Origin of the sequence: Thermosynechococcus sp. B3 (assembly GCF_030323045.1) — a bacterium.
Classification (GTDB): Bacteria; Cyanobacteriota; Cyanobacteriia; order Thermosynechococcales; family Thermosynechococcaceae; genus Thermosynechococcus.
Genome location: NZ_CP097584.1, coordinates 1,568,621 through 1,591,254 on the forward strand (window position 1 = coordinate 1,568,621; position 22,634 = coordinate 1,591,254).

At 55.1% G+C, this 22,634-nt stretch carries 20 protein-coding genes and 1 pseudogene; 18 read left to right on the forward strand and 3 right to left on the reverse strand.

Going from position 1 to position 22,634, the window contains the following annotated elements:
• Positions 1 to 12: 12 nt before the first annotated feature.
• From M0646_RS07885 to M0646_RS07965, 17 genes and pseudogenes are all read left to right on the forward strand, one after another.
• Positions 13 to 318 (forward strand): nucleotidyltransferase domain-containing protein, encoded by a 306-nt coding sequence (locus M0646_RS07885; protein WP_149819724.1) that lies wholly within the window; start codon positions 13 to 15, stop codon positions 316 to 318.
• Complete coding sequence (locus M0646_RS07890; RefSeq protein WP_286649488.1) at positions 312 to 794, forward strand: hypothetical protein; 483 nt, start codon at positions 312 to 314, stop codon at positions 792 to 794. Before M0646_RS07885 ends, M0646_RS07890 begins: the two co-directional genes overlap by 7 nt.
• Before the next feature lie 59 nt (positions 795 to 853).
• A pseudogene (locus M0646_RS07895) lies at positions 854 to 1,568 on the forward strand (efflux RND transporter permease subunit); the annotation flags it as partial.
• A gap of 35 nt (positions 1,569 to 1,603) precedes the next feature.
• Complete coding sequence (locus M0646_RS07900; protein ID WP_286650004.1) at positions 1,604 to 1,825, forward strand: hypothetical protein; 222 nt, start codon at positions 1,604 to 1,606, stop codon at positions 1,823 to 1,825.
• Positions 1,822 to 2,676, forward strand: coding sequence for a hypothetical protein (locus M0646_RS07905; protein WP_286625236.1), 855 nt, complete (start codon positions 1,822 to 1,824; stop codon positions 2,674 to 2,676). The genes M0646_RS07900 and M0646_RS07905 overlap by 4 nt, the downstream gene beginning before the upstream one ends.
• Positions 2,677 to 2,688: 12 nt before the next feature.
• Positions 2,689 to 3,375 carry a two-component system response regulator RppA gene (gene rppA, locus M0646_RS07910; protein ID WP_286625237.1) on the forward strand — a complete coding sequence of 229 codons (687 nt, stop codon included), beginning with the start codon at positions 2,689 to 2,691 and terminating at the stop codon, positions 3,373 to 3,375.
• 113 nt (positions 3,376 to 3,488) lie between these two features.
• Positions 3,489 to 3,782: an efflux RND transporter periplasmic adaptor subunit gene (locus tag M0646_RS07915; protein WP_286649489.1), complete on the forward strand. Its 294-nt coding sequence runs from the start codon at positions 3,489 to 3,491 to the stop codon at positions 3,780 to 3,782.
• Positions 3,740 to 4,087: a hypothetical protein gene (locus M0646_RS07920; protein ID WP_286649490.1), complete on the forward strand. Its 348-nt coding sequence runs from the start codon at positions 3,740 to 3,742 to the stop codon at positions 4,085 to 4,087. Before M0646_RS07915 ends, M0646_RS07920 begins: the two co-directional genes overlap by 43 nt.
• Before the next feature lie 124 nt (positions 4,088 to 4,211).
• The gene (locus M0646_RS07925; protein ID WP_286625239.1) at positions 4,212 to 6,677 is read left to right on the forward strand and encodes an ATP-binding cassette domain-containing protein; all 2,466 of its coding nucleotides are present in this window, start codon (positions 4,212 to 4,214) and stop codon (positions 6,675 to 6,677) included.
• 153 nt (positions 6,678 to 6,830) lie between these two features.
• Complete coding sequence (locus tag M0646_RS07930; protein WP_286649491.1) at positions 6,831 to 9,017, forward strand: amylo-alpha-1,6-glucosidase; 2,187 nt, start codon at positions 6,831 to 6,833, stop codon at positions 9,015 to 9,017.
• Positions 9,018 to 9,095: 78 nt separating this feature from the next.
• A complete protein-coding gene (locus tag M0646_RS07935; RefSeq protein WP_149819740.1) occupies positions 9,096 to 11,813 on the forward strand; it encodes a bifunctional acetate--CoA ligase family protein/GNAT family N-acetyltransferase in 2,718 nt (905 codons plus the stop codon).
• Between the two features lie 123 nt (positions 11,814 to 11,936).
• The gene (locus M0646_RS07940; RefSeq protein ID WP_399363215.1) at positions 11,937 to 13,022 is read left to right on the forward strand and encodes a 5-(carboxyamino)imidazole ribonucleotide synthase; all 1,086 of its coding nucleotides are present in this window, start codon (positions 11,937 to 11,939) and stop codon (positions 13,020 to 13,022) included.
• 12 nt (positions 13,023 to 13,034) lie between these two features.
• On the forward strand, positions 13,035 to 14,570 hold the full coding sequence (locus M0646_RS07945; RefSeq protein WP_286649492.1) for a hypothetical protein: 1,536 nt from the start codon (positions 13,035 to 13,037) through the stop codon (positions 14,568 to 14,570).
• Positions 14,571 to 14,572: 2 nt separating this feature from the next.
• Positions 14,573 to 14,866, forward strand: coding sequence for a DUF2103 domain-containing protein (locus M0646_RS07950; RefSeq protein ID WP_190278328.1), 294 nt, complete (start codon positions 14,573 to 14,575; stop codon positions 14,864 to 14,866).
• A gap of 3 nt (positions 14,867 to 14,869) precedes the next feature.
• Entirely contained in the window at positions 14,870 to 15,868 is a 999-nt protein-coding gene (locus tag M0646_RS07955; RefSeq protein ID WP_286625243.1) for an ABC transporter permease, read from the forward strand.
• A 132-nt stretch (positions 15,869 to 16,000) separates the two neighbouring features.
• Positions 16,001 to 16,363 (forward strand): single-stranded DNA-binding protein, encoded by a 363-nt coding sequence (locus tag M0646_RS07960; RefSeq protein ID WP_286625244.1) that lies wholly within the window; start codon positions 16,001 to 16,003, stop codon positions 16,361 to 16,363.
• 54 nt (positions 16,364 to 16,417) lie between these two features.
• Positions 16,418 to 18,652, forward strand: a complete 2,235-nt coding sequence (locus M0646_RS07965) for a transglycosylase domain-containing protein (protein WP_286649493.1) — start codon at positions 16,418 to 16,420, stop codon at positions 18,650 to 18,652.
• Here M0646_RS07965 and M0646_RS07970 read toward each other — a convergent pair.
• Together M0646_RS07970 and M0646_RS07975 are read right to left on the reverse strand one after the other, a co-directional pair.
• Positions 18,649 to 19,719, reverse strand: coding sequence for an ABC transporter ATP-binding protein (locus M0646_RS07970; RefSeq protein WP_226971912.1), 1,071 nt, complete (start codon positions 19,717 to 19,719; stop codon positions 18,649 to 18,651). The two genes, M0646_RS07965 and M0646_RS07970, sit on opposite strands and share 4 nt — an antisense overlap.
• A 267-nt stretch (positions 19,720 to 19,986) precedes the next feature.
• The gene (locus M0646_RS07975) at positions 19,987 to 20,454 is read right to left on the reverse strand and encodes a DUF4079 domain-containing protein (RefSeq protein WP_149819757.1); all 468 of its coding nucleotides are present in this window, start codon (positions 20,452 to 20,454) and stop codon (positions 19,987 to 19,989) included.
• A gap of 251 nt (positions 20,455 to 20,705) precedes the next feature.
• On the opposite strand from M0646_RS07975, the gene M0646_RS07980 reads away from it, so the two are divergent.
• A complete protein-coding gene (locus tag M0646_RS07980) occupies positions 20,706 to 21,641 on the forward strand; it encodes a DUF1517 domain-containing protein (protein WP_149819759.1) in 936 nt (311 codons plus the stop codon).
• A gap of 3 nt (positions 21,642 to 21,644) precedes the next feature.
• Here the strand turns inward: M0646_RS07980 and M0646_RS07985 are convergent, their stop codons facing one another.
• Positions 21,645 to 22,628, reverse strand: a complete 984-nt coding sequence (locus tag M0646_RS07985) for a glucokinase (RefSeq protein WP_149819761.1) — start codon at positions 22,626 to 22,628, stop codon at positions 21,645 to 21,647.
• Between the last annotated feature and the right edge of the window lie 6 nt (positions 22,629 to 22,634).

Here is a 22,634-nt window from a genome sequence, read left to right on the forward strand (position 1 = left end):
GAGAGAATCAGGTTGCGATTAACGGATCAGCAAGTGCAGCAAATTTGCCAGACGGTGGCGGCGCTGGTAGGTACCGAAGCCGAAGTGTGGTTGTTTGGTTCGCGGGTGAACGATGACCTAAAGGGCGGCGATGTGGATTTATTGATCCGGCTGTCTCACCCCGTTGAGAATCCTGCCCTTGTCAGTGCTCGACTCAGTGCCAAAATCAGCCGCGCCATGGCAGGTCGTAAAGTGGACATTCTCCTCTGGGCACCCAATCTCCAGCGGCAGCCGATTCACGATTGGGCCCAACAAACGGGAGTTCGCCTTCAATGTTGAGTCCTCAACTTCAGGAACGCCTACATCACCTCTGCCAACTGGTGGAGCGAGAAGTGGCACACCTACAGGTGACGGATCAACGCCTCTTTCAGGAGCCATTTACGGCACGGCGGGCAGCACAATTGGAGGAGGATATTGACCTAGCGGAGCGGGTGGATGCTTTTTTGGCACGCTTTGGCCGCCTTCAAGATACCCTAGGGAGCAAGCTATTGCCCGCCTATCTGAGTGCCTTTGGCGAACCAGTGGCGACTTTCTTGGAAAACCTTGACCGTGCTGAACGGCTCGGCCTTGTGTCCGATGCAGATGCTTGGTTTACCATGCGGCAACTGCGCAATCAAATGGTTCACGATTACATTCGAGATGCAGCCATCTTAGCCACGAGTTTGCAAGCTGCCCACGAGTTTGTTCCTGTCCTGATTGAAACTGCAACTCGGTTTTGCCAACGAATAAAGCACAAATCGTCCGGCAACTCCTAGCTTTTCATCTTTATTTCATGTGCCTTTGCCAAAATCAGCCTTAGTAACACACTGTGGTAATGCTGAATCGAATTCTTTGGTGGTCAATTGTCCAACGTTGGTTGGTGGTGCTCGGGGCGATCGCCCTGACGATTTTCGGTATTTTTCAACTGCGGCAAATGCCCCTTGATGTACTGCCAAAGTTTGCGCCCCCCCAAGTGGAAATTCAAACGGAGGCACCGGGCCTAGCACCAGAGGAAGTGGAATCGCTGATTACGCTGCCCATTGAAAGTGTCGTCAATGGTACGGCAGGGGTCGAAACTGTGCGCTCTGCATCGTCTCTTGGCTTATCTGTTGTCAAGGTAGTTTTTAGTTGGCAAACGAATATCTATCAAGCACGGCAACTGATTACCGAGCGGTTGCAGGAGGTGCGCGATCGCCTACCACCTAATGCCTCACCCCAAATTTCACCGATTACCTCCCCCATTGCCACGATTTTGATGTATGCCCTCCGATCGCCTCGCCGCACAACAGGTCTCTTTGCAGGACGTGGTGGCGGGGGTGAGTGGCGCCAATGAAAATGCAGCGGGTGGGGTCATTGTCACTCCCGATCAGGAGTTAATTGTGCGGGGCATTGGTCGGGCAACATCAGTCGCTGATTTAGCGGTGGCGTTGGTGGCGCACCGCAATGGCCAACCAATTCGCGTGCAGGATGTGGCAACAGTCACGAAAGGGCCTGCCTTAGCGCGGGGAGATGGCAGTGTTAATGGACAGCGAGCAATTATGCTTATATTGACTTCTATATCCAAGAGGGGGAAGACCATATTCCCGTGGGTACTGCTACCGTTACTGCTGATATTGAAACGCCAACGGGCGATCGGGTCACTCTACCGATGACCTATACCCCTGAGGACAAACACTACACCGCACGGCTAGCCAATCCCGTGGCAGGAGACTATCGTATTGTTCTCCTTAGCCCCATCAATGGTCAACCCATTAACAGTCGTTTTCGCTTTCGTTATGAACCCAATCAGGGAGGAAGACAAGAATGATGCTACCACGCTTTATCCAACCCACCCTCTTGGGACTGGCCATGCTCTTGAGTGGGGCGATCGCCACCCTTGGGATTGCCCAGCAACGGCAAATGCCTATGCTTCATGACCACCATCACCTGCACCACAGTCCCAACCATGAGCACGCAGACGGCTCTGCTACGACCCATATGGAACTGCTGAATGCGCCCGCACCTACGCCTCAACAACCAACCACCTTTACGTTGGCGATTCGCACCCACACTGGTGAAGCAGTGACGCAGTTTGAGCGTTTTCAAGAGGCGCTAATGCACCTGATCATCGTCAGTGATGATTTTCAAGTGTTTCAGCACCTGCATCCCCGCTATCTGGGTGAAGGTCAGTTTCAAGTCACAACCACATTGCCCCAGGGGGGAGGCTACACCCTCATTGCTGATTATAAACCCGCTGGCGCTGACGAAACGGTGGCGATGATCCCGATCGCGGCTGAAGGAACGCCGCCCGCATCGAGTACGCCAACCGCTCAAACCACCCAAGTGATTGGCACAACGGCAGTCGAACTAAAACTCCCTCAACCCCTCAAGGCTGGATCAGCGGTGGAAGTGGCCTTTCGCCTACGGGATGCTGCCACCCAGCAACCCCTTAGGGATCTGCGCCCCTACCTTGGCGAAGCAGGGCATCTGGTGATTTTGCGAGACACGACTCCCCTCGAACCTGCTGATTATCTCCATGCCCATGCCGTGGATCATCAACCTAAGGAGGTGATCCGTTTTATGACCCAGTTTCCTGTGCCCGGACGTTACAAGCTCTGGGGACAGTTCCAGCGGGGTGAGCAAATTGTTACTGCTCCCTTTTGGGTGACGGTGAATTAGGGGATTGCACGGATGAAGGTGTTGCTGCTTGAAGATGAACCGGATTTAGGAGCCGCCATTCAGCGGGTGTTGCAACGGGAAGGCTATGTGGTGGACTGGGCGCAGGAGGGGGAACTGGTTTGGGCCTACATTGAGCAGTTGCAGGTGGACTACAGTGTTGCGATTTTGGATTGGATGGTCCCTCGGCTGTCGGGGTTGGAGGTTTGTCAGCGACTGCGTATCCACCACTACACGGTGCCCATTTTGTTGCTGACGGCACGGGATGGCCTCAGCGATCGCGTTCAGGGATTAGATGCGGGGGCAGATGACTATTTGATTAAGCCCTTTGCAATGGCTGAGTTGCTGGCGCGGCTGCGGGCTTTACTGCGGCGATCGCCCCAATTCCAACCCCAGCAATTGTGTCAAGGGGCATTAACGTTAGACTATGGTACCTTCACCCTGAGAAATAGGGCGGGTACTGAGGTGCAGTTAACCGCTAAGGAATTCCAGACCTTGGAATACCTCATGAAACGCCCCCAGCGGATTCTCAGTAGCGACCAACTGATGATGCAGCTTTGGGAAGTGGGCAGTGAACCCAGTAGTAATGTAGTGGCAGCACAAATTCGCCTGCTGCGCCGCAAACTCGCCCTCCTTGGTCAAGAGCACTGCATTGAAACCGTCCATGGGTTAGGCTATCGCTTTGTTGTCGATCATGGTTGATCATAAGCTCTTCCGCCACAGCCGCAGTCGTCTTGCCCTCTGGTATGCCCTCACCATGAGCGCTATTCTCAACGGTTGCTTACCCTACAGAAGCACAGCGAGCACAGGTGGCTGTGGGTCAAGCTGTAAATATCACTGTTGCAGGACTTCCCAATCGTGTTTTCCGCAGTCGTATTGAACTCATTGATAGTGTCGTTGATCCCGCCACGCAGCGAGTTGCGGTACGCGCCAGCTTGGCTAATTCCAGCCAAGAACTCAAACCTGGTAGCTTTGCGACTGTCCAAATTTTTGACGATCGCCAAACTCGCAATGCCGTGATGATTCCCCAGTCCGCGATCGTTGAGCCAGTCGATCAGCCCCCCTTGTGTTTGTGCAGAATGGTACTGCCTTTGAAGCTGTCGAAGTGACCCTTGGCCAGCGAGTTGGCGATCAGGTAGAAGTAATTAGCGGTCTTTATGGGGGCGATCGTATTGTTACCCAAGGTACGATGCAACTCTATGCCCAATCTCTGCGGGGGGATACCTCAACCGCTACTTCAGACACAAAACCGGAAACAGACTCTCTACCGTGGATTTGGTTGGGGGCGGCTGTTGGGGCGATCGCTCTATTTGGGGCAGGTCTGGGTTGGCAAGCCTATCGAACACAGCGGCTGAATTCCGCAGCTCATACCGAACCCTCTCAATCTTCTACCCCCACGAAGGTCAACCCTTAGAAATCGCAAAATGCCACTCGATCTTCTCCATTCTGAGGGGTTTGTGCGTCACGAGGACAGGGTGTCTGCCAAACTAGGCAAGATATTAGTTAGAGCTTTGAACACCTTGAACAGGCAGATAGTGATGCGATCGCCCCCCCCAAAAACGGTTGTTGATCTCCCCACCGTCACCCTCACCCTCGAAAGTCAGGGGAAAATGTTGACCTATTCCCTGACCCAACCGGAGCATCGCCTCGGACGCGATTACCAATGGGCGGATTTAGTAGTGCCCGATGAGCCACTGTGGTCAGTGATTTCCAGCCGCCATGCCGTTTTTCAGCAACAGGGGGCAACCTACTACCTCTGGGATGGCGATGGCCATCAACGCCGCAGTACCAATGGCACCTTCTACAACCGACGCCGCATCGGCATTGAAGAGGGCTTTGCCCTTGGGGAAACCCTACGCTTAGAAATTGGCCAAGACCCGAAAAACAAAGTGCAATTGCTGGTGCAGATCCAGTTTTCAGGCACGGCCAGTGCACCGCCTTTGCCGCAGCAGCGCCGCCTTGTCCTCAAAACCCTCAAAGAATGGCCGCTGACTTTAGGGCGCGAAGCCAGCAACAGCTATCAGCATTGGCAACTGGATGCCCCCACGGTGTCTTTGCGCCACGCCAGTATTGATCGCACCAGTGCCGGCCTCTACGTCCTACGGGATTTGGGCAGCAGCAACGGCACCTATGTCAACGCCAAACTCCTCAAAGACCCCTACACGCTGCGCAACGGGGATCAGATTCGCATTGGGCCTTTTGTCCTGCTCTACCGCCACGAGACCCTAGAGATTACGGATCAGGGCAGTCACATTCGCATTGATGCTTGGGGATTGGAACGACGGGTGAAAACCCCAGCGGGCGATCGCTCCCTCTTGCAAGAGGTCTCCTTTGTGGCGGAGCCGACGCAGCTTGTGGGTATTGTCGGTGGCAGTGGTACGGGGAAATCCACCCTCTTGAAAGTGTTGATGGGGCTGGCTCCCCTTCAGGCAGGACAGGTGCTACTCAATGGTCTCGATCTGCATCGCAATCTTGCCACCTACCGTCACCAAATTGGTTATGTACCCCAAGATGATATTGTCCACGCCCGCCTCACGGTGGCCGAAGTCCTGAACTATGCGGCGCAACTGCGCTTACCAGCGGATACCGATGCCCAAAACCGCAAAGCCGCCATTCAGCGAGTTCTTGAACAAGTGCAGTTAACGGGAACTGAAGATCAACTGGTGGCAAGTCTCAGTGGCGGTCAGCGCAAGCGGGTGAGTATTGCCGTTGAGCTATTGGCCAACCCCAAGCTCTTTTTCCTTGACGAACCCACCTCGGGTCTGGATCCGGGGCTAGACTTTTTGTTGATGCAGTTGCTGCGGCAATTGGCAGATGAAGAACGCACGATTGTCTTGGTGACCCATGCTACGAGTCATGTGCATTTGTGCGATCGCCTGCTGGTTCTAGGCTCTGGTGGGCGTCTTTGCTATTTTGGCCCCGGCGATCAGGCTCGGCAATTCTTTAGTCCTGATCGCCCCCTGAATTCCGTGGCTGAAATCTATGCCCTCTTGACTCCCGAAAATAGTGCTGAATGGAGTCAAAAATTTCGCCAATCCACGGACTATCAACGCTACCTTGCCAGCCACCTCAGCATGGGGCACCACTATGAGAGCACCAGTGTTTTGGGGGGCGAAAACCGTGCCAGTGCCGAATCCCCTCCCCAACAGCCAGCACCCCTTCACCTCTATCAATGGCGGGTGTTGTGTCAACGCCAGTGGCAACTCCTGTGGCGCGATCGCCTCAGCCTTGTCTTGAATCTGATCAGCGTCCCCATTGCCCTGCTGCTCACCCGCTTTGCTATTGATCGCTCCCCCTTTGTCCCCCAAGATCCCCCCGGCCTGCTGCAAGCGGCTCAAACCCTGCGCATTCTCTTTGTCTTTACCTGTGCCTGTCTTTGGGTGGGACTCTCCGGCTGGGCGCAAGCCTTGATTACAGAGGTGGCCATCTACCGCCGCGAACGTCTTGCCAATCTCAGTCTCTGGGCTTACATGGCAGCTAAACTCACCCTTGGTAAGGGGATGGCTTTGGTACAAACACTGCTCATTACCCTTGTGGCACTGTTGGCCTTTGGTCTGCCGCAGGGTGCCCTCCTCCCTTGGCCGGTGGGGTTTGGCATCACCACCTTCCTGACGCTGGTGGCCAGTCTCTGTCTGGGACTTTTGATCTCCGCTGCCGTGAGTAATAGCGATCAAGCGAGCAAGATTTTACCGCCATTGCTCCTGCCGCAAATTATCTTTGCCGGTGTCCTCTTTAAGCTCACGGGAATTGCAAGGGCACTCTCTTGGCTGACGATTGGCCGTTGGACAATGGGTGCCTATGGTGCCTTGATTGACGTGAATGGCATGGTACCGCCGCCCCTTGATTTTGGCCTGTTTGAACCACCGCCTCAGCCCTTTGATCCGACACCTGTCTATGCTCCCACTTGGGGTAATCTGCTGCTAAATTGGGGACTGCTGATCCTCCACAGCCTCATTTACACGGGCGTGGCCACCTATTTGCAATGGCGCAAAGCGCCACCTTAAGGCCATCGGGGGTTTACCTTCCAACCAGAGGCAACCGCATATTTACTCATTACAATTGTGCATATTTACTTATTGCAATTATGGCTGTCCTGCGAGATGATCTAACGAATAACCGAAAATTGTTCCTATTGAACACAGACTGCTGCCGCACCCATGGAGAGCGATGTTGTTTCCCTGTATGGGCGCGATTATATCCCCATTGTCGCCCCGCCCCTGCCGGCTACTAAAATTCGAACTCACCCGAAAACTGTTCCTGTCCTCAAGGACAACGATGTGCTGCTCATTTGTGATGAATTGGGCAATATCTGCAATGATGAGCAGCAAACGGCTATTACAGGTTTATTTTGTCAGGATACCCGCTTCCTCAGTCAAGCGGAGTTGCGCGTGGGGGGCGATCGCCCGATTCTGCTGAGTTTTCATTGTACGGGTAGCCATGCGCTCAAGGTGGTGTGCACTAATTCCAAGCAACCTTCTCTGCCCGCGGAGGCCTTAGCAATTGAACGATTCCTAGTGGTGCGGGGTGCCCTCTTTGAAACGATTCTCATCACCAATCATCAGGCGCAGCCGGCCAGCGTGGAGATTAGTTTAACCTTTGCGGCAGACTTTCAAGATTTATTTGAAATTCGCCAATACGGCGGTGGTCGCCCACAGCGGGGAAAAACGCTGCAACCCGTCAGTTGTGAATTGCGCCACACCAAAGGACGCGCCGATCTCTGCTTTGCCTACCAAGGCCTTGATGGTGCCCTCATGGAGACCCAAGTGCAGTTCTTGGGCACCCCCCCCGACCGTCTTGATGACACCACCGCCACATGGCACCTCAAGCTAGAACCCCAAGGCTACCACAGCATTCACTATTGCGTCCGTCCCTTTACCAATGGGGCACCCACCGCCCATGTCCCTGTGCCTTCATCCCTAGCGGCTGCCGATCAAGCGGCGCAACAGGAACGGCAACAATGGTGGTCAGACTGCACGGAAATTGTCACCTCAAATCCGCAGTGGAATCGCATCCTACGGCGGGGCATGGCGGATCTCTATATGCTCTTGCAGTCCTTTGGCCATGGCAAGGTTTTGACTGCGGGGATTCCTTGGTTTGCGACGCTCTTTGGCCGTGACTCGATCATCTCGGCGATACAGACGCTGATCCTCAATCCAGCGATCGCCCGTGATACCCTGCGCACCCTTGCCCATTACCAAGGGAAACAGGTCTGTCCTGAGCGCGATGAGCAGCCGGGGAAAATTCTCCATGAACTGCGCTTTGGCGAGATGGCGCGCAACCGCGAGATTCCCCATACCCCCTACTATGGTACGGTGGATGCCACCCCCCTGTGGCTGATGCTCTATGCCGACTACTACGCATGGACGGGCGATCGCACCACGGTCGAGGCGCTCTGGCCCCATGCCCTTGCGGCAATGAACTGGGTGGATCAACAAATGGCCGCCACGGGCTACCTCACCTACGATCGCCAAGCAGCCAAGGGCATTGACAACCAAGGCTGGAAAGATTCTGGCAATTGTATCGTCAACCGTCGCGGTCAACTGGCTCACAGTCCCATTGCCCTCTGTGAAGTCCAAGGCTACGTCTATGCCGCCAAAACCCGTCTGAGTGCCCTTGCTCGAGACTTTGGCTATGGCGAGTGGGGCGATCGCTGGCAAAACGAAGCCGCTGCCCTCAAAGACCGCTTCAACCGTGACTTTTGGCTGGAATCAGAGGGTTTTTATGCCCTTGCCCTCGATGGCGACGGTCAGCCGGTGGATAGCCTCACCTCTAATGCGGGGCAGTGCTTGATGACGGGCATTTGCGACCCCGAGAAAGCGCAGCGGATAGGGCAACGCCTGCGGCTGCCGGATCTATTCAATGGTTGGGGCATTCGCACCCTCAGCAGCACCTCCCCTGCCTACAATCCCATTGGCTATCACTTGGGGTCGGTCTGGCCCCACGATACGGGTCTGATTGCCTTGGGGCTGCGCGCCATTGGTGATAGTGACTTTGCCCTGACCTTAGTGGATACCCTTTTTGATATGGCCTGTCGGCAGCCAGATTTGCGCCCACCAGAACTTTTCTGTGGCTTCGATCGCCAGACCTATCCCCAACCGGTGCAATATCCCGTAGCCTGCTCTCCCCAAGCTTGGGCAACGGGCAGTCTGTTTCAATTCATTCAGATCATGGCTTGGCCGCTGGTGGATGTGCCCCAAGGCAAGTTTTTGGTGCATCAGCCCCTGTTGCCCAACAGTATCGAGGAACTCCACCTCCGTAATTTGCGGGTCGGTGACAGTCGCTTTCATCTGCGGCTCTGGCGCACCGGCGAGAAGGGCTGTGACTGGGAAGTGCACTCAGCGTAACGAAGCGTAACTAGGGGCGATCGCCCTCGCTAGAGTAGAGGTGGCTCAGTTCTCAACCTCTGTAGCGCGAGTAACAGCATGACACGAACCACCGCCTACGATATTTGGCGCGCCGGTCATCAGCCCCTGCGTCCCCTCTTTGCCCCCAAAAGTGTTGCTGTCATCGGTGCCAGTGAAAAAGAAGGCAGTGTTGGCCGCACCCTTCTCTGGAATCTGATTCAAACCCCCTTTGGCGGAACGGTTTTTCCCGTCAACCCGCGCCGCAGTTCGGTGTTGGGCATCAAGGCCTATGCCAGTGTGACCGCGATTCCCGAAGCGGTTGATCTCGCAGTCATTGCCACCCCTGCGGCTACAGTACCAGCGGTGGTTGCCGAGTGTGCAGCAGCGGGTGTGAAGGGGGCAATTATTGTCTCGGCGGGATTTCGGGAAGTGGGGGCGGCGGGTCTTGCCCTCGAAGAAGAGATTTTAGCCATCGCCCGTCAGGCGCGGATGCGCATTATTGGTCCCAATTGTCTGGGGGTAATGTGTCCGCCCACGGGGCTGAATGCTACCTTTGCCGCGACAATGGCGCGATCGGGTCATGTCGGCTTTCTCAGTCAAAGTGGCGCCCTGTGCACCTCAATTTTGGACTGGAGTTTGCAGGAAAATGTCGGCTTTAGTGCCTTTGTGTCCATTGGCACGATGCTGGATGTGGGCTGGGGCGACCTCATTTACTACCTAGGCGATGATCCGCAAACCCGCTGCATTGTTATTTACATGGAATCTCTGGGGGATGCGCGATCGTTCCTCTCCGCCGCGCGGGAAGTGGCCTATGTCAAGCCGATTATTGTCATCAAAGCAGGACGCACTGCCGCCGCCGCTCAGGCCGCCGCTTCCCATACCGGGGCATTGATGGGATCCGATGCAGTGGTGGATGCGGCCCTAGAACGCTGTGGGGTGCTGCGGGTGGAAACCATTGAAGATTTGTTTGACATGGCCGAAGTCTTGGACAAGCAATCGCGCCCCAAAGGCCCCCATCTGACGATTCTCACCAATGCCGGTGGACCTGGGGTCTTGGCCACTGATGCCCTGATTCGGGCGGGTGGTAAACTCAGTCCCCTCTCTGGGGATACCCTACAGGCACTGAATCAAGTGCTCCCCCCCGCTTGGAGCCACGGTAACCCCGTGGATATTTTGGGGGATGCCACTGCGGATCGCTACCTCAAGGCACTGCAACACTGTGAAACCGATGCCAACAGTGATGGCCTACTGGTGGTGCTGACGCCCCAAGCAATGACGGATCCGCTGGCGATCGCCCAAGATCTCGCTACCTATGCCAAAAACCGTCCCAGTGGTGCCAAGCCAATTTTGGCCAGTTGGATGGGGGGCACAACGGTCAAAGGGGGAGAAGCGATTCTCAATCAGGCGGGCATTCCCACCTATGCCTATGCCGATACCGCTGCCCGCATCTTTAGTTATATGTGGCGCTATAGCGATCACTTGCAGGCGCTTTACCAAACCCCCTCGCTGCCCCTAACCACCACCCCCCCGGATCGGGATGCTGTCAGTCAACTCTTTGAGCACGTGCGCAGTGAGGGGCGCACCCTATTGACGGAGTGGGAAGCCAAGGCGGTTCTTGCTGCCTACGGCCTACCGGTGGTGGAAACCTGTATTGCCCGCAGTGAAGCAGAGGCAGTGGCTGCTGCCGATCGCCTAGGGTATCCCGTAGTTCTCAAGCTCTATTCGCCCACAATTACCCACAAAACCGATGTCGGGGGTGTTGCCCTCAATCTTCCCGATGCCGCTGCGGTCATTACCGCCTACCAACAGATTGAGAAAAATGTCACCACTGCTGCTGGCGCGGGTCATTTTGCTGGTGTCACCGTGCAGCCGATGATCCCATGGAAGGGGTTTGAACTCATTTTGGGCAGTTCCACCGATGCTCAGTTTGGGCCGGTGATTCTCTTTGGTACGGGGGGACAGTTGGTGGAAGTCCTCGAAGACACCGCGATCGCCCTTCCCCCCCTGAACACCACCTTGGCACGCCGTCTGATTCAGCAAACGAAAATCTCCCGTGCCTTTGCCGGCGTGCGGGGCTGGCCAGCCGTCAACCTTGCCCTATTAGAAGATCTGCTGGTGCGCTTTAGCCTGCTGGTGGTGGAGCAGCCGTGGATTAAGGAAATTGACATCAATCCCCTGCTGGTGGCACCCCCGGATCGCCTGATGGCCTTGGATGCCCGCATTCTGCTCCACAAAGAGGAAAGCACCTTTGTCAAGCCTGCGATTCGTCCCTATCCCACCCAATACGTGAGTCCCTGGCAGTTGCGCGATGGTACCCCAGTGCTGATTCGACCGATTCGGCCAGAGGATGAACCCCTAATGCGGCAGTACCATGCGACCCTCTCGGAGCAGAGTGTCTATTTGCGCTATTTCCACCTGATGAAGTTGTCGCAGCGGGTTGCCCACGATCGCCTAGTGCGCATCTGTTTTGTGGACTACGATCGCGAGATGGCTCTGGTGGTGGAGCATCAAGGCGCCAGTGAACCGCAAATTATTGGTGCGGCTCGCCTCAGTAAGGATCACTTTAGCAATACAGCCGAGTTTTCGATGTTGATTAGCGATCGCTGGCAGCGGCAAGGCCTTGGTACTGAATTACTACGCCGCTTGATTCAAATTGGCCGCGATGAGGGTCTCAGTGCCATCCACGCCTATGTTCTCAAGGATAACGAGGGAATGATTCGTATTTGCCGCAAATTGAACTTTGAGTTTGCTGCGGGTGACGACCCCAGTGTTTGGTTGGTGCAGCTTGCCCTCTAGGGGATACAAAGCATAGAACCCTAGGATCATTGGTGTAGGACAATAGGTTCCGTTGAGTCGATTAGAGGAAGCGTGAACAACGTAACCAAGATTGGGGTGATTGGTGGCGGTCAGTTGGCTTGGATGTTGGGGCTGGCGGCCAAGGAAATGGGACTCTCGCTGTGGGTACAAACGCCTGCGGCAACGGATCCAGCCGTCGCGGTTGCTGAGGGGGTCTGCTATGGGGCGATCGCCGATGTGGCAACGACAGCACACCTAGCTAAGCAGGTTGATGTGATGACCTTTGAGAATGAGTTTGTCGATCTCGAGGGGTTGCAGCGCCTTGAACAGCAGGGGGTTTGTTTTTATCCCCGCCTTGCTTCCCTAGCCCCCCTTTTGGACAAGTACCAGCAGCGCCACTTTTTGCAACAACTGGGGATTCCTGTACCGGCCTTTGGCTATTTGGGCGATCGCCCCCCCACCTTGCCCTGTGTGATTAAGACCTGTCGCCACGGCTATGACGGCCAAGGAACATTTGTCATCTCCGATGAGCAGGCATGGCAGCAGTTTCAGCAGCGTTGGCCAGAAATTCCGCCCCAAGGGTTTTTGGTGGAAGCCTTTGTGCCCTATGTCAAAGAACTGGCGATCATGGCGGCGCGATCGCCCCAAGGGGAGATTGCCCTTTATCCCGTGGTGGAGACGCAGCAGGTGGCTGCCATCTGTCGCTGGGTGATTGCCCCTGCCCCGGTTGACCCCCAAGTGAGTGAGCAAATTCAGCAGATTGCCCGCCAAATCCTAACGGCACTTGATGCTGTGGGTATTTTTGGCATTGAGTTTTTCCTCACAGCCACGGGTGAGGTACTCGTGAATGAAATTGCGCCCCGCACCCACAATTCTGGGCATTACACCATTGATGCCTGCATCACGAGTCAATTTCAGCAGCACTTGCGCGCCATTAGTGGCCAGTCCTTGGGCAGTCCCGCCATGCAGGTACCGGCAGCGGTGATGGTAAATCTCTTGGGCTTAGCCGAACCGCAGGTTGACTATGGGGCAAAATGTCAGGCCTTGGCGGCTCTCCCCCACGCGAACCTTCACTGGTATGGTAAAAGTCAAACCTACGCGGGTCGCAAGTTGGGTCATCTTACAGTGCTGTTGGCAGAACCAGCGGCAGCCCTACCCATGATCCAGCACATTGAAGCCCTCTGGTATAGTACGCCTGTTGCTGTGTGACCGTTCCTGCTAATGCGTTCTCACTCCTTTCCTCAGCCCCTTGATCGCGCTGCTTTGAGTGTGTTCCTTGTGGCGCTGGTGCTGACCCTTTTGCTGTTGTGGGGGGGCGATCGCACCCAAGCCCAAGTGCGGGACTTTACATGGCAAAACCGCGATGTGGGGTCTGACGATCGCGCCTTTATCCTCGCCTTTAATCGGCTGATGGATTGGTCATCGGTGGCGGAGCATCTCAAGATTGAGCCACCCCTTGAGGGCAAGGCCAGTTGGTCGGGTCGTCGTTTTGCCTACACGCTGACGCAGCCGATTCCCTACGGTCAAACCTTCAAAGTCTCCCTCGAGGATGCCGTTTCTGTGCCCCAAGGGAAACCGATCAAACCCTTTCAGGGACAGTTTCGCAGTCGCGATCGCGTGCTGGTCTATCTTGGCTCCGGGGTCGAAGAGGGGCGCCTCATCCTCTATAACCTAACGCTGCAACAGAAGACCTTCCTCAGTCCCCCCAATCTACGGGTGTTTGACTTTCAGCCCTATCCTGCTGGCGATCGCATTCTCTTTAGTGCCGGCGAGCGCGGCGAGCAAATGGGTTTTGACCCCCAACTGTACACCGTGACTACCGGGCTATACTTCAATGCCCCTGAAACCCCCCGGCGGCAACCTCGACCCGTGGGCGAAATTTCCCTGATCCTTGACAATAGCGAGTATCAAAACCTGCGCTTTCAGTTGGCCAATGATGGCAGCAAAATCGTGGTTCAGCGGGTAAATCGTCTCCAGCCTGCGGATAGCTCCCTGTGGCTCCTCGATGAAAATTTTCAGCCTCGGCGGCTCAACCAAGCGGCGGCCGGTGATTTTCGCATTGCCCCCGACAACCAGCATTTAATCATTGCCCAAGGGCAGGGGTTAGCGATTGTGCCCCTAGAAGCCGGCAATGGTGAGAGTGACTTTGACTTTTTGCCCCAGTATGGCATGGTGCTGGACTTTAGCCGCGATGGCCGGCAAGTGGCAGCGGTGAAGTTTAACCCCAATTTCTCGCGATCGCTCTATGTGGTGGACATCTTTGGCGAGCATAGGGAACTGCTAACCATCAATGGCTCAATCATTGCCGGCCAATTTGACCCCAAGGGGGAATTTCTCTATGCCATCCTCACCCGCATTGAAGGGGAAGGCTCTTACCGCGAAGTTCCCTATCTTGCCCTCTTTGATCTGAAAACCAAGGAACTGTTCAAGCTCAAGGATTTTGACCCGCAGCAGGAACTCTACCTCAGTTTGGCACCCGATGGCCGTACATTGGCCGTTGACTCTGTTGAGGGACGGGAAATGCCCGATGTGGTGGATAATAGCGATCTCTATAGCGAGACTGCCCCCGTCAACCCCAGTCCCAGTGATCTGGCAGAACTGCCCACTGACCCCCAAGCACCCCCCCCGCCACCGCGTCAACTGCCCCCTCAACAGCATCAAATTTGGCTTTTCCCCCTAGAATTAAATCAAGATAAAATTGTCGTTGGGATGCCAGAACCTTTGGCACCCGGCTTGCACGCACGGTGGTTACCCTAACAATGGCAGCAGGAACGGGTCGGGTTGTCCTGAATCACTCTACCCATATTGAAGGCTTGATTCCCGTCTTGGAAAAATTGGCCAAAGTGGCGGGGATTAGTACCCTCACGCCCGGTGTCATTGCCCCTGTCAAAGGGAAATCCCCCCATCTACACCTACGGGTTTCGGTGCCCATCAAAGGTGGGTTTAAGGTGATTGCGCGGCGAGGCAAAACGGTGCAGGAGGTGTTTGTCATTACCCAACTGAGTGAAGCAGAACTCAAGGCTGCTATTGATGCCGTGCTGGCTTCCAAATGATCCATGCTCAAATCCATTGGCCAAGGCTTAGGGAATGAAACGAGCCGCCTGATTTTGCGACGCTTGGGAGAAGCCCTGATCACGCTGCTGTTGGCCTCGGCGTTGAGTTTTGCCATTATGCAGTTGGCACCGGGCAACTATCTGGACAATCTCAAGGCGGATCCCCAAATTTCCTTGGAACGCTTGCAGGAATTGGAGCGGCAATTTGGCCTTGACAAGTCCCCTGTAGAGCAATACTTTCGCTGGCTGTGGCAAATTATTCGCTATGGCAACTTCGGTACTAGTTTTGTCTATCAGCGATCGGTGGCCTCCCTATTGTGGGAGCGCGTACCCGCCACTCTCCTGCTCTCTTTTAGTTCGATTCTCCTCACATGGGGATTAGCCATCCCCTTAGGTATTTGGGCAGCGGTGACCCAAGATCGTTGGAGCGATCGCCTGCTGCGGGTCATTAGTTACATTGGCCAAGGGTTTCCCAGCTTCATTACCGCCCTCTTGCTGCTCTTTCTTGCCCAAAGCACCCCTTTGTTTCCGGTGGGGGGCATGACCAGTTTGTTTTACGACGACCTCCCTTGGTGGGGCAAAGTTCTGGATATTGGCTGGCACCTGATTTTACCGACTATTGCCCTCACCCTCACCAGCTTTGCGGGTTTACAGCGGCTCATGCGCGGGAATTTACTAGATGTGCTGCGCCAAAACTACATTCAAACGGCACGAGCCAAGGGACTCCCGGAATCACGGGTGATCTACGTCCATGCCCTACGCAATGCGGTGAACCCCCTCATTACCCTGTTGGGTTTTGAATTTGCCAGCCTCCTCAGTGGTGCTTTTATTGCCGAATTTTTCTTTAACTGGCCGGGTCTGGGGCGCTTAATTTTACAGGCGGTAACTGCCCAAGATATTTATGTCGTCATGGCCAGCCTGATGATGGGGGCAGTGATGCTGATTATTGGCAACCTCCTAGCGGATTTACTGCTCAAATGGGCTGACCCCCGCATTCGGTAACCCCGCAGAACCCAATTTTTACAAAAATCTATGGAGAGGCAACAGCTGAGCAAGGCGCTGGCTGGGCTTTGAGGCAGTAGCACCAATGGAACCATGTACAATGGGGCAAAGAGCAGTTTGAGGCAGTCAGCCATGGGTCTAAACGTGGTTCATCTAGTGGGTCGTGTCGGCAGTGATCCCGACGTTCGCTATTTTGAGTCGGGGAGTGTGAAGTGTCGGCTGACATTGGCGGTGAATCGCCCCACCAAGGACGATCAACCCGATTGGTTTAACTTGGAAATTTGGGGAAAAACCGCTCAGGTGGCTGCTGATTATGTGCGCAAGGGAACGCTGTTGGGTATTAAGGGCAGTCTGAAGTTCGATCGCTGGCAAGATCGCAACACGGGGGCTGATCGCTCCTCGCCGGTCATTTTAGTTGACCGAATGGATATTCTCAGTTCCAAGCGGGATACGGATCCGAGTGCCGTGCCAGCGGGCTATGTGCCAGAAATGTAGGGATACAATCGAGTTACCTGTTCGTCAAATCACAGTGTCCCTATCGTTGCTGCCATGCCCAATCCTGCCCGAGATTTTTGGCAGTCCATGACTCAAACCGTCACCCAAGCGGTGCAAACGGTACACTCTCGCTTTGATTGGCAACAGGTCTCCCTGCGGGAAAATGCTCGCACGCCCGAGTTATGGGTTGAGTTCAAAGGTCAACGCCAAGTCTTTCCCTTGGTTGGCGATCGCTATGTTATTGGCCGTAGCCACAGCCGTGCCGATATTATTGTCGATGCCGAGATTGTCAGTGGTACCCATGCCCGCCTCAAACGGCTCACCCCCACAGGCGTCTTTCAAATCCAAGACTTAGACTCCACCAACGGCATCTATCGCAAACGGCAGCGCCTGAAAACAAGTGAACTGCACCACGGCGATGTCATTACCCTTGGCCCCCCAGAGGTTAAAGGTGCTGTTACCCTCCGCTTCCACAATCCACCCCCCCCTTGGGTTCATGCTGTCACCTACAGCATTTGGGGGGCGATCGGCATCAGTGGCCTTGTAATGGGATTACTAGCTGCCGAAGCTAGCAAAGTGGCGGTGCGTCCCCTGCCTCCGATTGAGCAAGGGCCGATTATTCTCCTCGATCGCCAAGGGGAACTGATCAACCCAGTCGAAGATCGCCCCCACCGCGAACTGCAACGGCTCAATGAGTTTTCCCCTTACTTAGTCCATGGGGTCTTGGCCTCTGAGGATGTGCGCTACTACTGGCACTTTGGTGTTGATCCTCTGGGCATGGCGCGAGCGGTGGTGACCAATCTATTAACCCGCCAAACACGTGAAGGAGCAAGTACCCTATCCCAGCAGTTGGCACGTACACTCTTTCGTTCCCATGTGGGGATGGAAGAGAGCCTCGGCCGCAAGTGGCGCGAAATGGCGGTTGCCCTGAAGCTGGAATTTTTCTACAGCAAAGAGGAGCTGCTGTTGGCCTACCTCAACCGCGTGTATCTGGGCTTAGGCAATCGCGGCTTTGAGGATGCGGCGCAATTCTACTTTGATAAGCCTGCCAAAGACTTGACACTCAATGAGGCCGCCACCCTAGTGGGGATTTTGCCAGCACCGAACCGCTTTAACCCGGTGCGCGACTACGATGCGGCGGTGGATTATCGCAATCGGGTCATTTTGCGCATGGTGCAGCAGGGCTACATCAGCAAAGAAGAGGGCGATCGCGCCCGTCGCTCCCGCATTGAAATTAGTCCCAAGGCGCGGGAATTGCTCACCTCCCAGCGCTTTCCCTACTACACGGATCATGTCTATCAGGAACTTGCCCAACTCCTCGGTGAAAACCTTGCCCAAGAGGGCAACCTGATTGTGGAGACAGGCCTAGACCCCCGCTGGCAAGAACTGGCCGAAACCAGTCTGCGCAATTTTATCACCAGCACTGGCAGCGCCTATGGGGTTCATCAGGGGGGACTGATTACCCTGCGGCCGAGGGATGGTTTGATTCTTGCCCTCGTGGGTGGCGTGGATTACCAAAAAAGCCAGTTTAACCGTGCCACCCTTGCCCTGCGTCAACCGGGCTCCACATTCAAGGTGTTTGTCTATACCGAAGCCCTCCTGCAAGGCCATAGGGCTGGTGAAACCTTTTCCTGCGCGCCCGTCTTCTGGCAGGGGCAACAATTTGAGGGCTGTCGTGCAGGCGGTGGTGCGATGGATTTAGCCACAGCGTTAGCCCTTTCCGAAAATCCGATTGCTTTACGTCTTGCCCAAGCCGTTGGTTTGGAGGCCACCATTCGATTGGCCAGAGCAATGGGGATTACGACGCCTCTGCAAGCGGTGCCCGGCCTTGTTCTCGGTCAAAGTGAAGTCACCCTCCTTGAAATCAGTGGTGCCTTTGCCGTACTCGCCAATGAAGGACAGCGCATTCCGCCCCATGCCATTGTTTCGGTGCGCGATGGCGGTGATTGTAAAAGTACAAACGACTGGCAGACCTGTCGCCTGATCTATGCCGCGAGTGATGAAAGGCCTCAACGGGTGCTCGACCCAGCGATCGCCAATGAAATGACGCATTTGCTGACAGCTGTTGTCAGCCGGGGGACGGGTCGTGCCGCCGCCATTGGCCGTTCCGTGGCGGGCAAAACGGGCACCACGAATGATGGCCGCGACCTTTGGTTTATTGGCTACGTGCCCGCTGCTGATGTCCTCACCGGAATTTGGCTGGGCAATGATGATAATAGCCCCACCCAAGGCAGTAGTGGGTTGGCTGCCGCTCTTTGGGGCGAATATATGGGGCGTGCCCTAAACTAGAGTTCCTTGGGAAAGAAACGCACCGCTTGCGCGGCCACTTTCACAGGGGTACCAACGGGTAAATTCACAGCAAGGGGCTGGCGGGCGTGGAGATCTTGACCGGAGGGCAGTTGAATACAGTAGCGATACTCGCGACCAAGGAACTGGCGATCGCGAATCACAAAGCAGCTGGTTGCCGCAGTGTCTGGCTGCAATTGCACATCCTCTTCCCGAATCATCACCTCCCCTTCCCTCTTGGGGAGTGCTTCCGGCAGGGGAAAGACACCAACATCCGTGCGCACCTGAGACCCTTCGGCACAGGCCGGCAAAAAGTTGGCTTGGGTAATGAAGCCTGCCACAAATCGCGAGGCCGGCTGGCAATAAATGTCTTGGGGGTTACCCACCTGCTCAATCTTGCCTTGACGCATCACCGCTAAGCGATCCGACAGACTCAGGGCTTCCTCCTGATCATGGGTAACAAAAATTGCCGTTGTCCCTGTGCCCTTGAGAATGGTGCGTAATTCTTCCCGCAGTTGCAGTCGCACTTGGGCATCCAGATTACTCAGGGGTTCATCGAGGAGAATCACCGCTGGTTGGGGGGCGATCGCCCGCGCCAAGGCAACTCGTTGCTGTTGGCCACCCGACAACTCATGGGGATAGCGCTTTTTCAGATCCGCCAGCTGCACTAGAGCCAAAACTGCTGCCACCCGCTCCTGAATTTGCTGCTTGCTCAGGCGTTGTTGTTGCAAACCAAAGGCAATATTCTCCGCCACCGTCAAATGGGGAAACAGGGCAAAGTCCTGAAAGACCATGCCCAAAGACCGTTGCTCAGGGGGCACAAAGACATTTGCCGCTGCCACACAGCGATCGCCCACCCAAATTTCCCCAGCATCTGGCGTGTCCAGACCGGCAATTAAGCGCAGTAGCGTTGTCTTACCGCAACCCGAAGGCCCCAACAGCCCGAGAATTTCCCCCTCATGGACACAGAGGCTCACATCGCAAATCGCAGCAAAGCGGCCAAAGGATTTATGTAAGTGCTCAACCCGGACGGCTGTTTGAAGCGTTGGCATCAGGGAAAGTGTGGTCATGATCACCCAGAAAGCGAACTGTCTGCAATCAGTAAAGCGAAGGAGCACCCACTGCATTAGGAATTATTTGCAGTACAGCCCTTTTCTGAAATATTGGGTACATCAGGCAAGTGAAATGCTGACCCACACGCGCTTTCGCAGTGCTAAGCATATTCATCCCTGTGAAAAGGGCTGTAACTAGTGCTCCTCATATTCTGGCACAAAAGTCCTCGCTTGTTGCAGAGATTTTGCAATTGCTACGCTCGCTGCCTAGGTTGCCACCCGCATCTAACTAGCATTGAGAATTCGCTGCACAATTTGCAGACCCGTCACCGCCTGCCAACCAAAAAGGATCACCAGAAACAGATTCAGGGTCATGTGCAGGGCTCGAGCAGTCTCACTGCCCTTTTGCATAAAGGGAACTAAGCTAGCGGAAAGGGCAATCAGAGCCGTCATGGTCAGACCCACAATCAAGTGCGGTCCGACAAAGAGCTTGCCATTATTGATGTAGGTGACCGCCATCCCGCCAATCGTCCCCATGACCATCAAAGCCAATAGGATGGCGCCAACTTGGTGGTGTTTGATATTTACCTTGGATTGGATCAGTGCTTTCTTTTCCTCGCCGCTGAGGGAGCGTAGGCGACGGGTTTGAATCCCTAAATACATGGCATAAAGCGTGAGCGCAAAAAGAATCCACATCAGCACCGGGTGGGCAAAGGTAATCACCGGCTTAAGAGACTCAGGAATTTCAATCATTGTTTTCGTGAACAGAACTCGGCAGGCAAAGCATTCATCGAAAGTTTGCTTTTCATATCGTAATACAGCCCTTTTCTAAAATATGGCCTACACCAAGGGGGCGCGAGGCTTCCGTAATTTTGACTGCTGCCAGTGTGTTCCATCCCCGCGAAAAGGGCTGTAGGGTTTACCCATCTGTTCTAAAGATGACAAAACGTTAGACTGAGAGCAGGACCTCTCCTTCGGTGTGTCAATCCTTGGGAACACAATTTATGATGAAAACTTTTTGGCAACGTCTCAAATCTGTGACAGCAATTGTGGCAGTGGGGGTATTGATTGCCCATCTTGTCCTTGACAGTGGTGCCGCATGGGCAGCCCGCAGTGGTGGACGTGTCGGGGGTGGCTCCTTTAGTCGTCCGGCGCCCGCCCGTTCCTACCGTGCCCCCCGCAGTGATTACGGCGGCTATGCTCAGCCTGTTCCAGTCTATGGCGGTGGTTTTGGCTTTCCCTTCCTGATTCCCTTCTTTGGTTTTGGCGGTGGCTTTGGCGGCCTATTCACGATCATCATGATTGGTGTGCTGGCCAATATTTTGATCTCCACCTTCCGCAACTTCCGCAATAGCGGCGATGACTCAGAGATCTACCAAGACAACCCCGTGGTCTCGCTGCATACGCTGCATGTGGGACTCCTCGCCCAAGCTCGCGAACTCCAAGAGGAACTGAATCAACTAGCGCTCACCGCTGATACCCAAAGTCCCGAAGGTCTCACCAAAGTGCTGCAAGAGGCAACGCTTGCTCTGCTGCGCCATCCCCAATACTGGGTTTATGCCCACGCCAGCAGCCAAGAAACGAAACTGCTGCAAGCGGAAACAGCCTTTAACCAACTGGCGCTTGCGGAGCGCAGCAAACTCAGTGCAGAAACCCTCTCCAACTACCGCCGTGAAATTAAGCAGACAGCGATCGTCCCTGTGGTGAGCAATGATGTGGGTGAATATATTGTTGTAACTTTGGTGGTGGCTGCCACGGGTCGCTTGAAACTGCCCGCAGTCAATAATGACCTAGAGCTACGGCAAGCGCTGCAACAGTTGGGAGGCATTGGTAGCGATCGCCTACTGGCGGTCGAATTGCTCTGGCAACCCCAAGCCATTGGTGACACCCTCACTGCTGATGAGTTGCTAATGGCCTATCCACAACTGAAGCACCTCTAACCCCTAGGCCCCCTGAGCGGCTAAATGTACCGCGCCCCGCAATCCCACCTCTGGATTCGTAATCACTGCAACGTACAACTGCTCCATCAGGGGGCGAAATCGTCCCTTACTCACAAACCCTTGGCGAAACGTGCCATCGGTCATTTTCGGCAGAATTTTCGGGGCAATCCCTCCGGCAATCAGCACCCCCCCCAAGGGCAAACTTTTCAGGGCAAGGTTGCCAGCCTCTGCCCCATAGGCATCCACAAACATCCGTAAGGCTTCTGCACACAGAGGATCCCCCTCAAGGCCGTATTGACTGATCACGGCGGCGCGATCCTCCACCTCTGCCATGGCTGCTGCAACCACTGCTGATTCGGGAGCAAAGTGGACACTCTTGAGATACTCGTAAATTGCCACTAGCCCCGCGCCAGAAACCACCCGTTCCACAGAAACTCGCTCGTAGGTTTGCCACAAATAGCGCAATAGACCCATTTCCTGTTCATTGCGGGGTGGAAAGTCGGTGTGGCCGCCCTCTAGGGGCATCACTTGGTAGCGATCGCCCTGCCAAATCATCAGTGCTTCCCCTAATCCAGTACCTGCTCCCAATAGGGCAATAGGCGCCTGGGGGCGCCGCGGTCGCTCCTGAAGGACAACAAAATCCGTCGGCGGTAACACCAATGCACCATAGGCCACGGCTGCAAAATCATTCAGCAGCGTCACGCAAGGGATCTGCAATGCCGTTTCTAATTCAGCACCACTGACCCGCCAGCCCAAATTGGTTACCTGAGCCACTTGGTCAATCACAGGCCCCGGAATCCCCAGACAAGCCCGCTGGGGATGGGCAGGACTCTCCTTGAGGAACATTTGCAAAAGAGCTGTCAAGTCAGGGAAATCGCGGCTGGCGTATTTCGCCCTGTGGAGCAAATGCCAATCGCTACCCACCACATCCCATAACTCGATGAGAGTTTTTGTGCCACCCACATCGGCGCCAAGTACAACGGTCATTGCCCA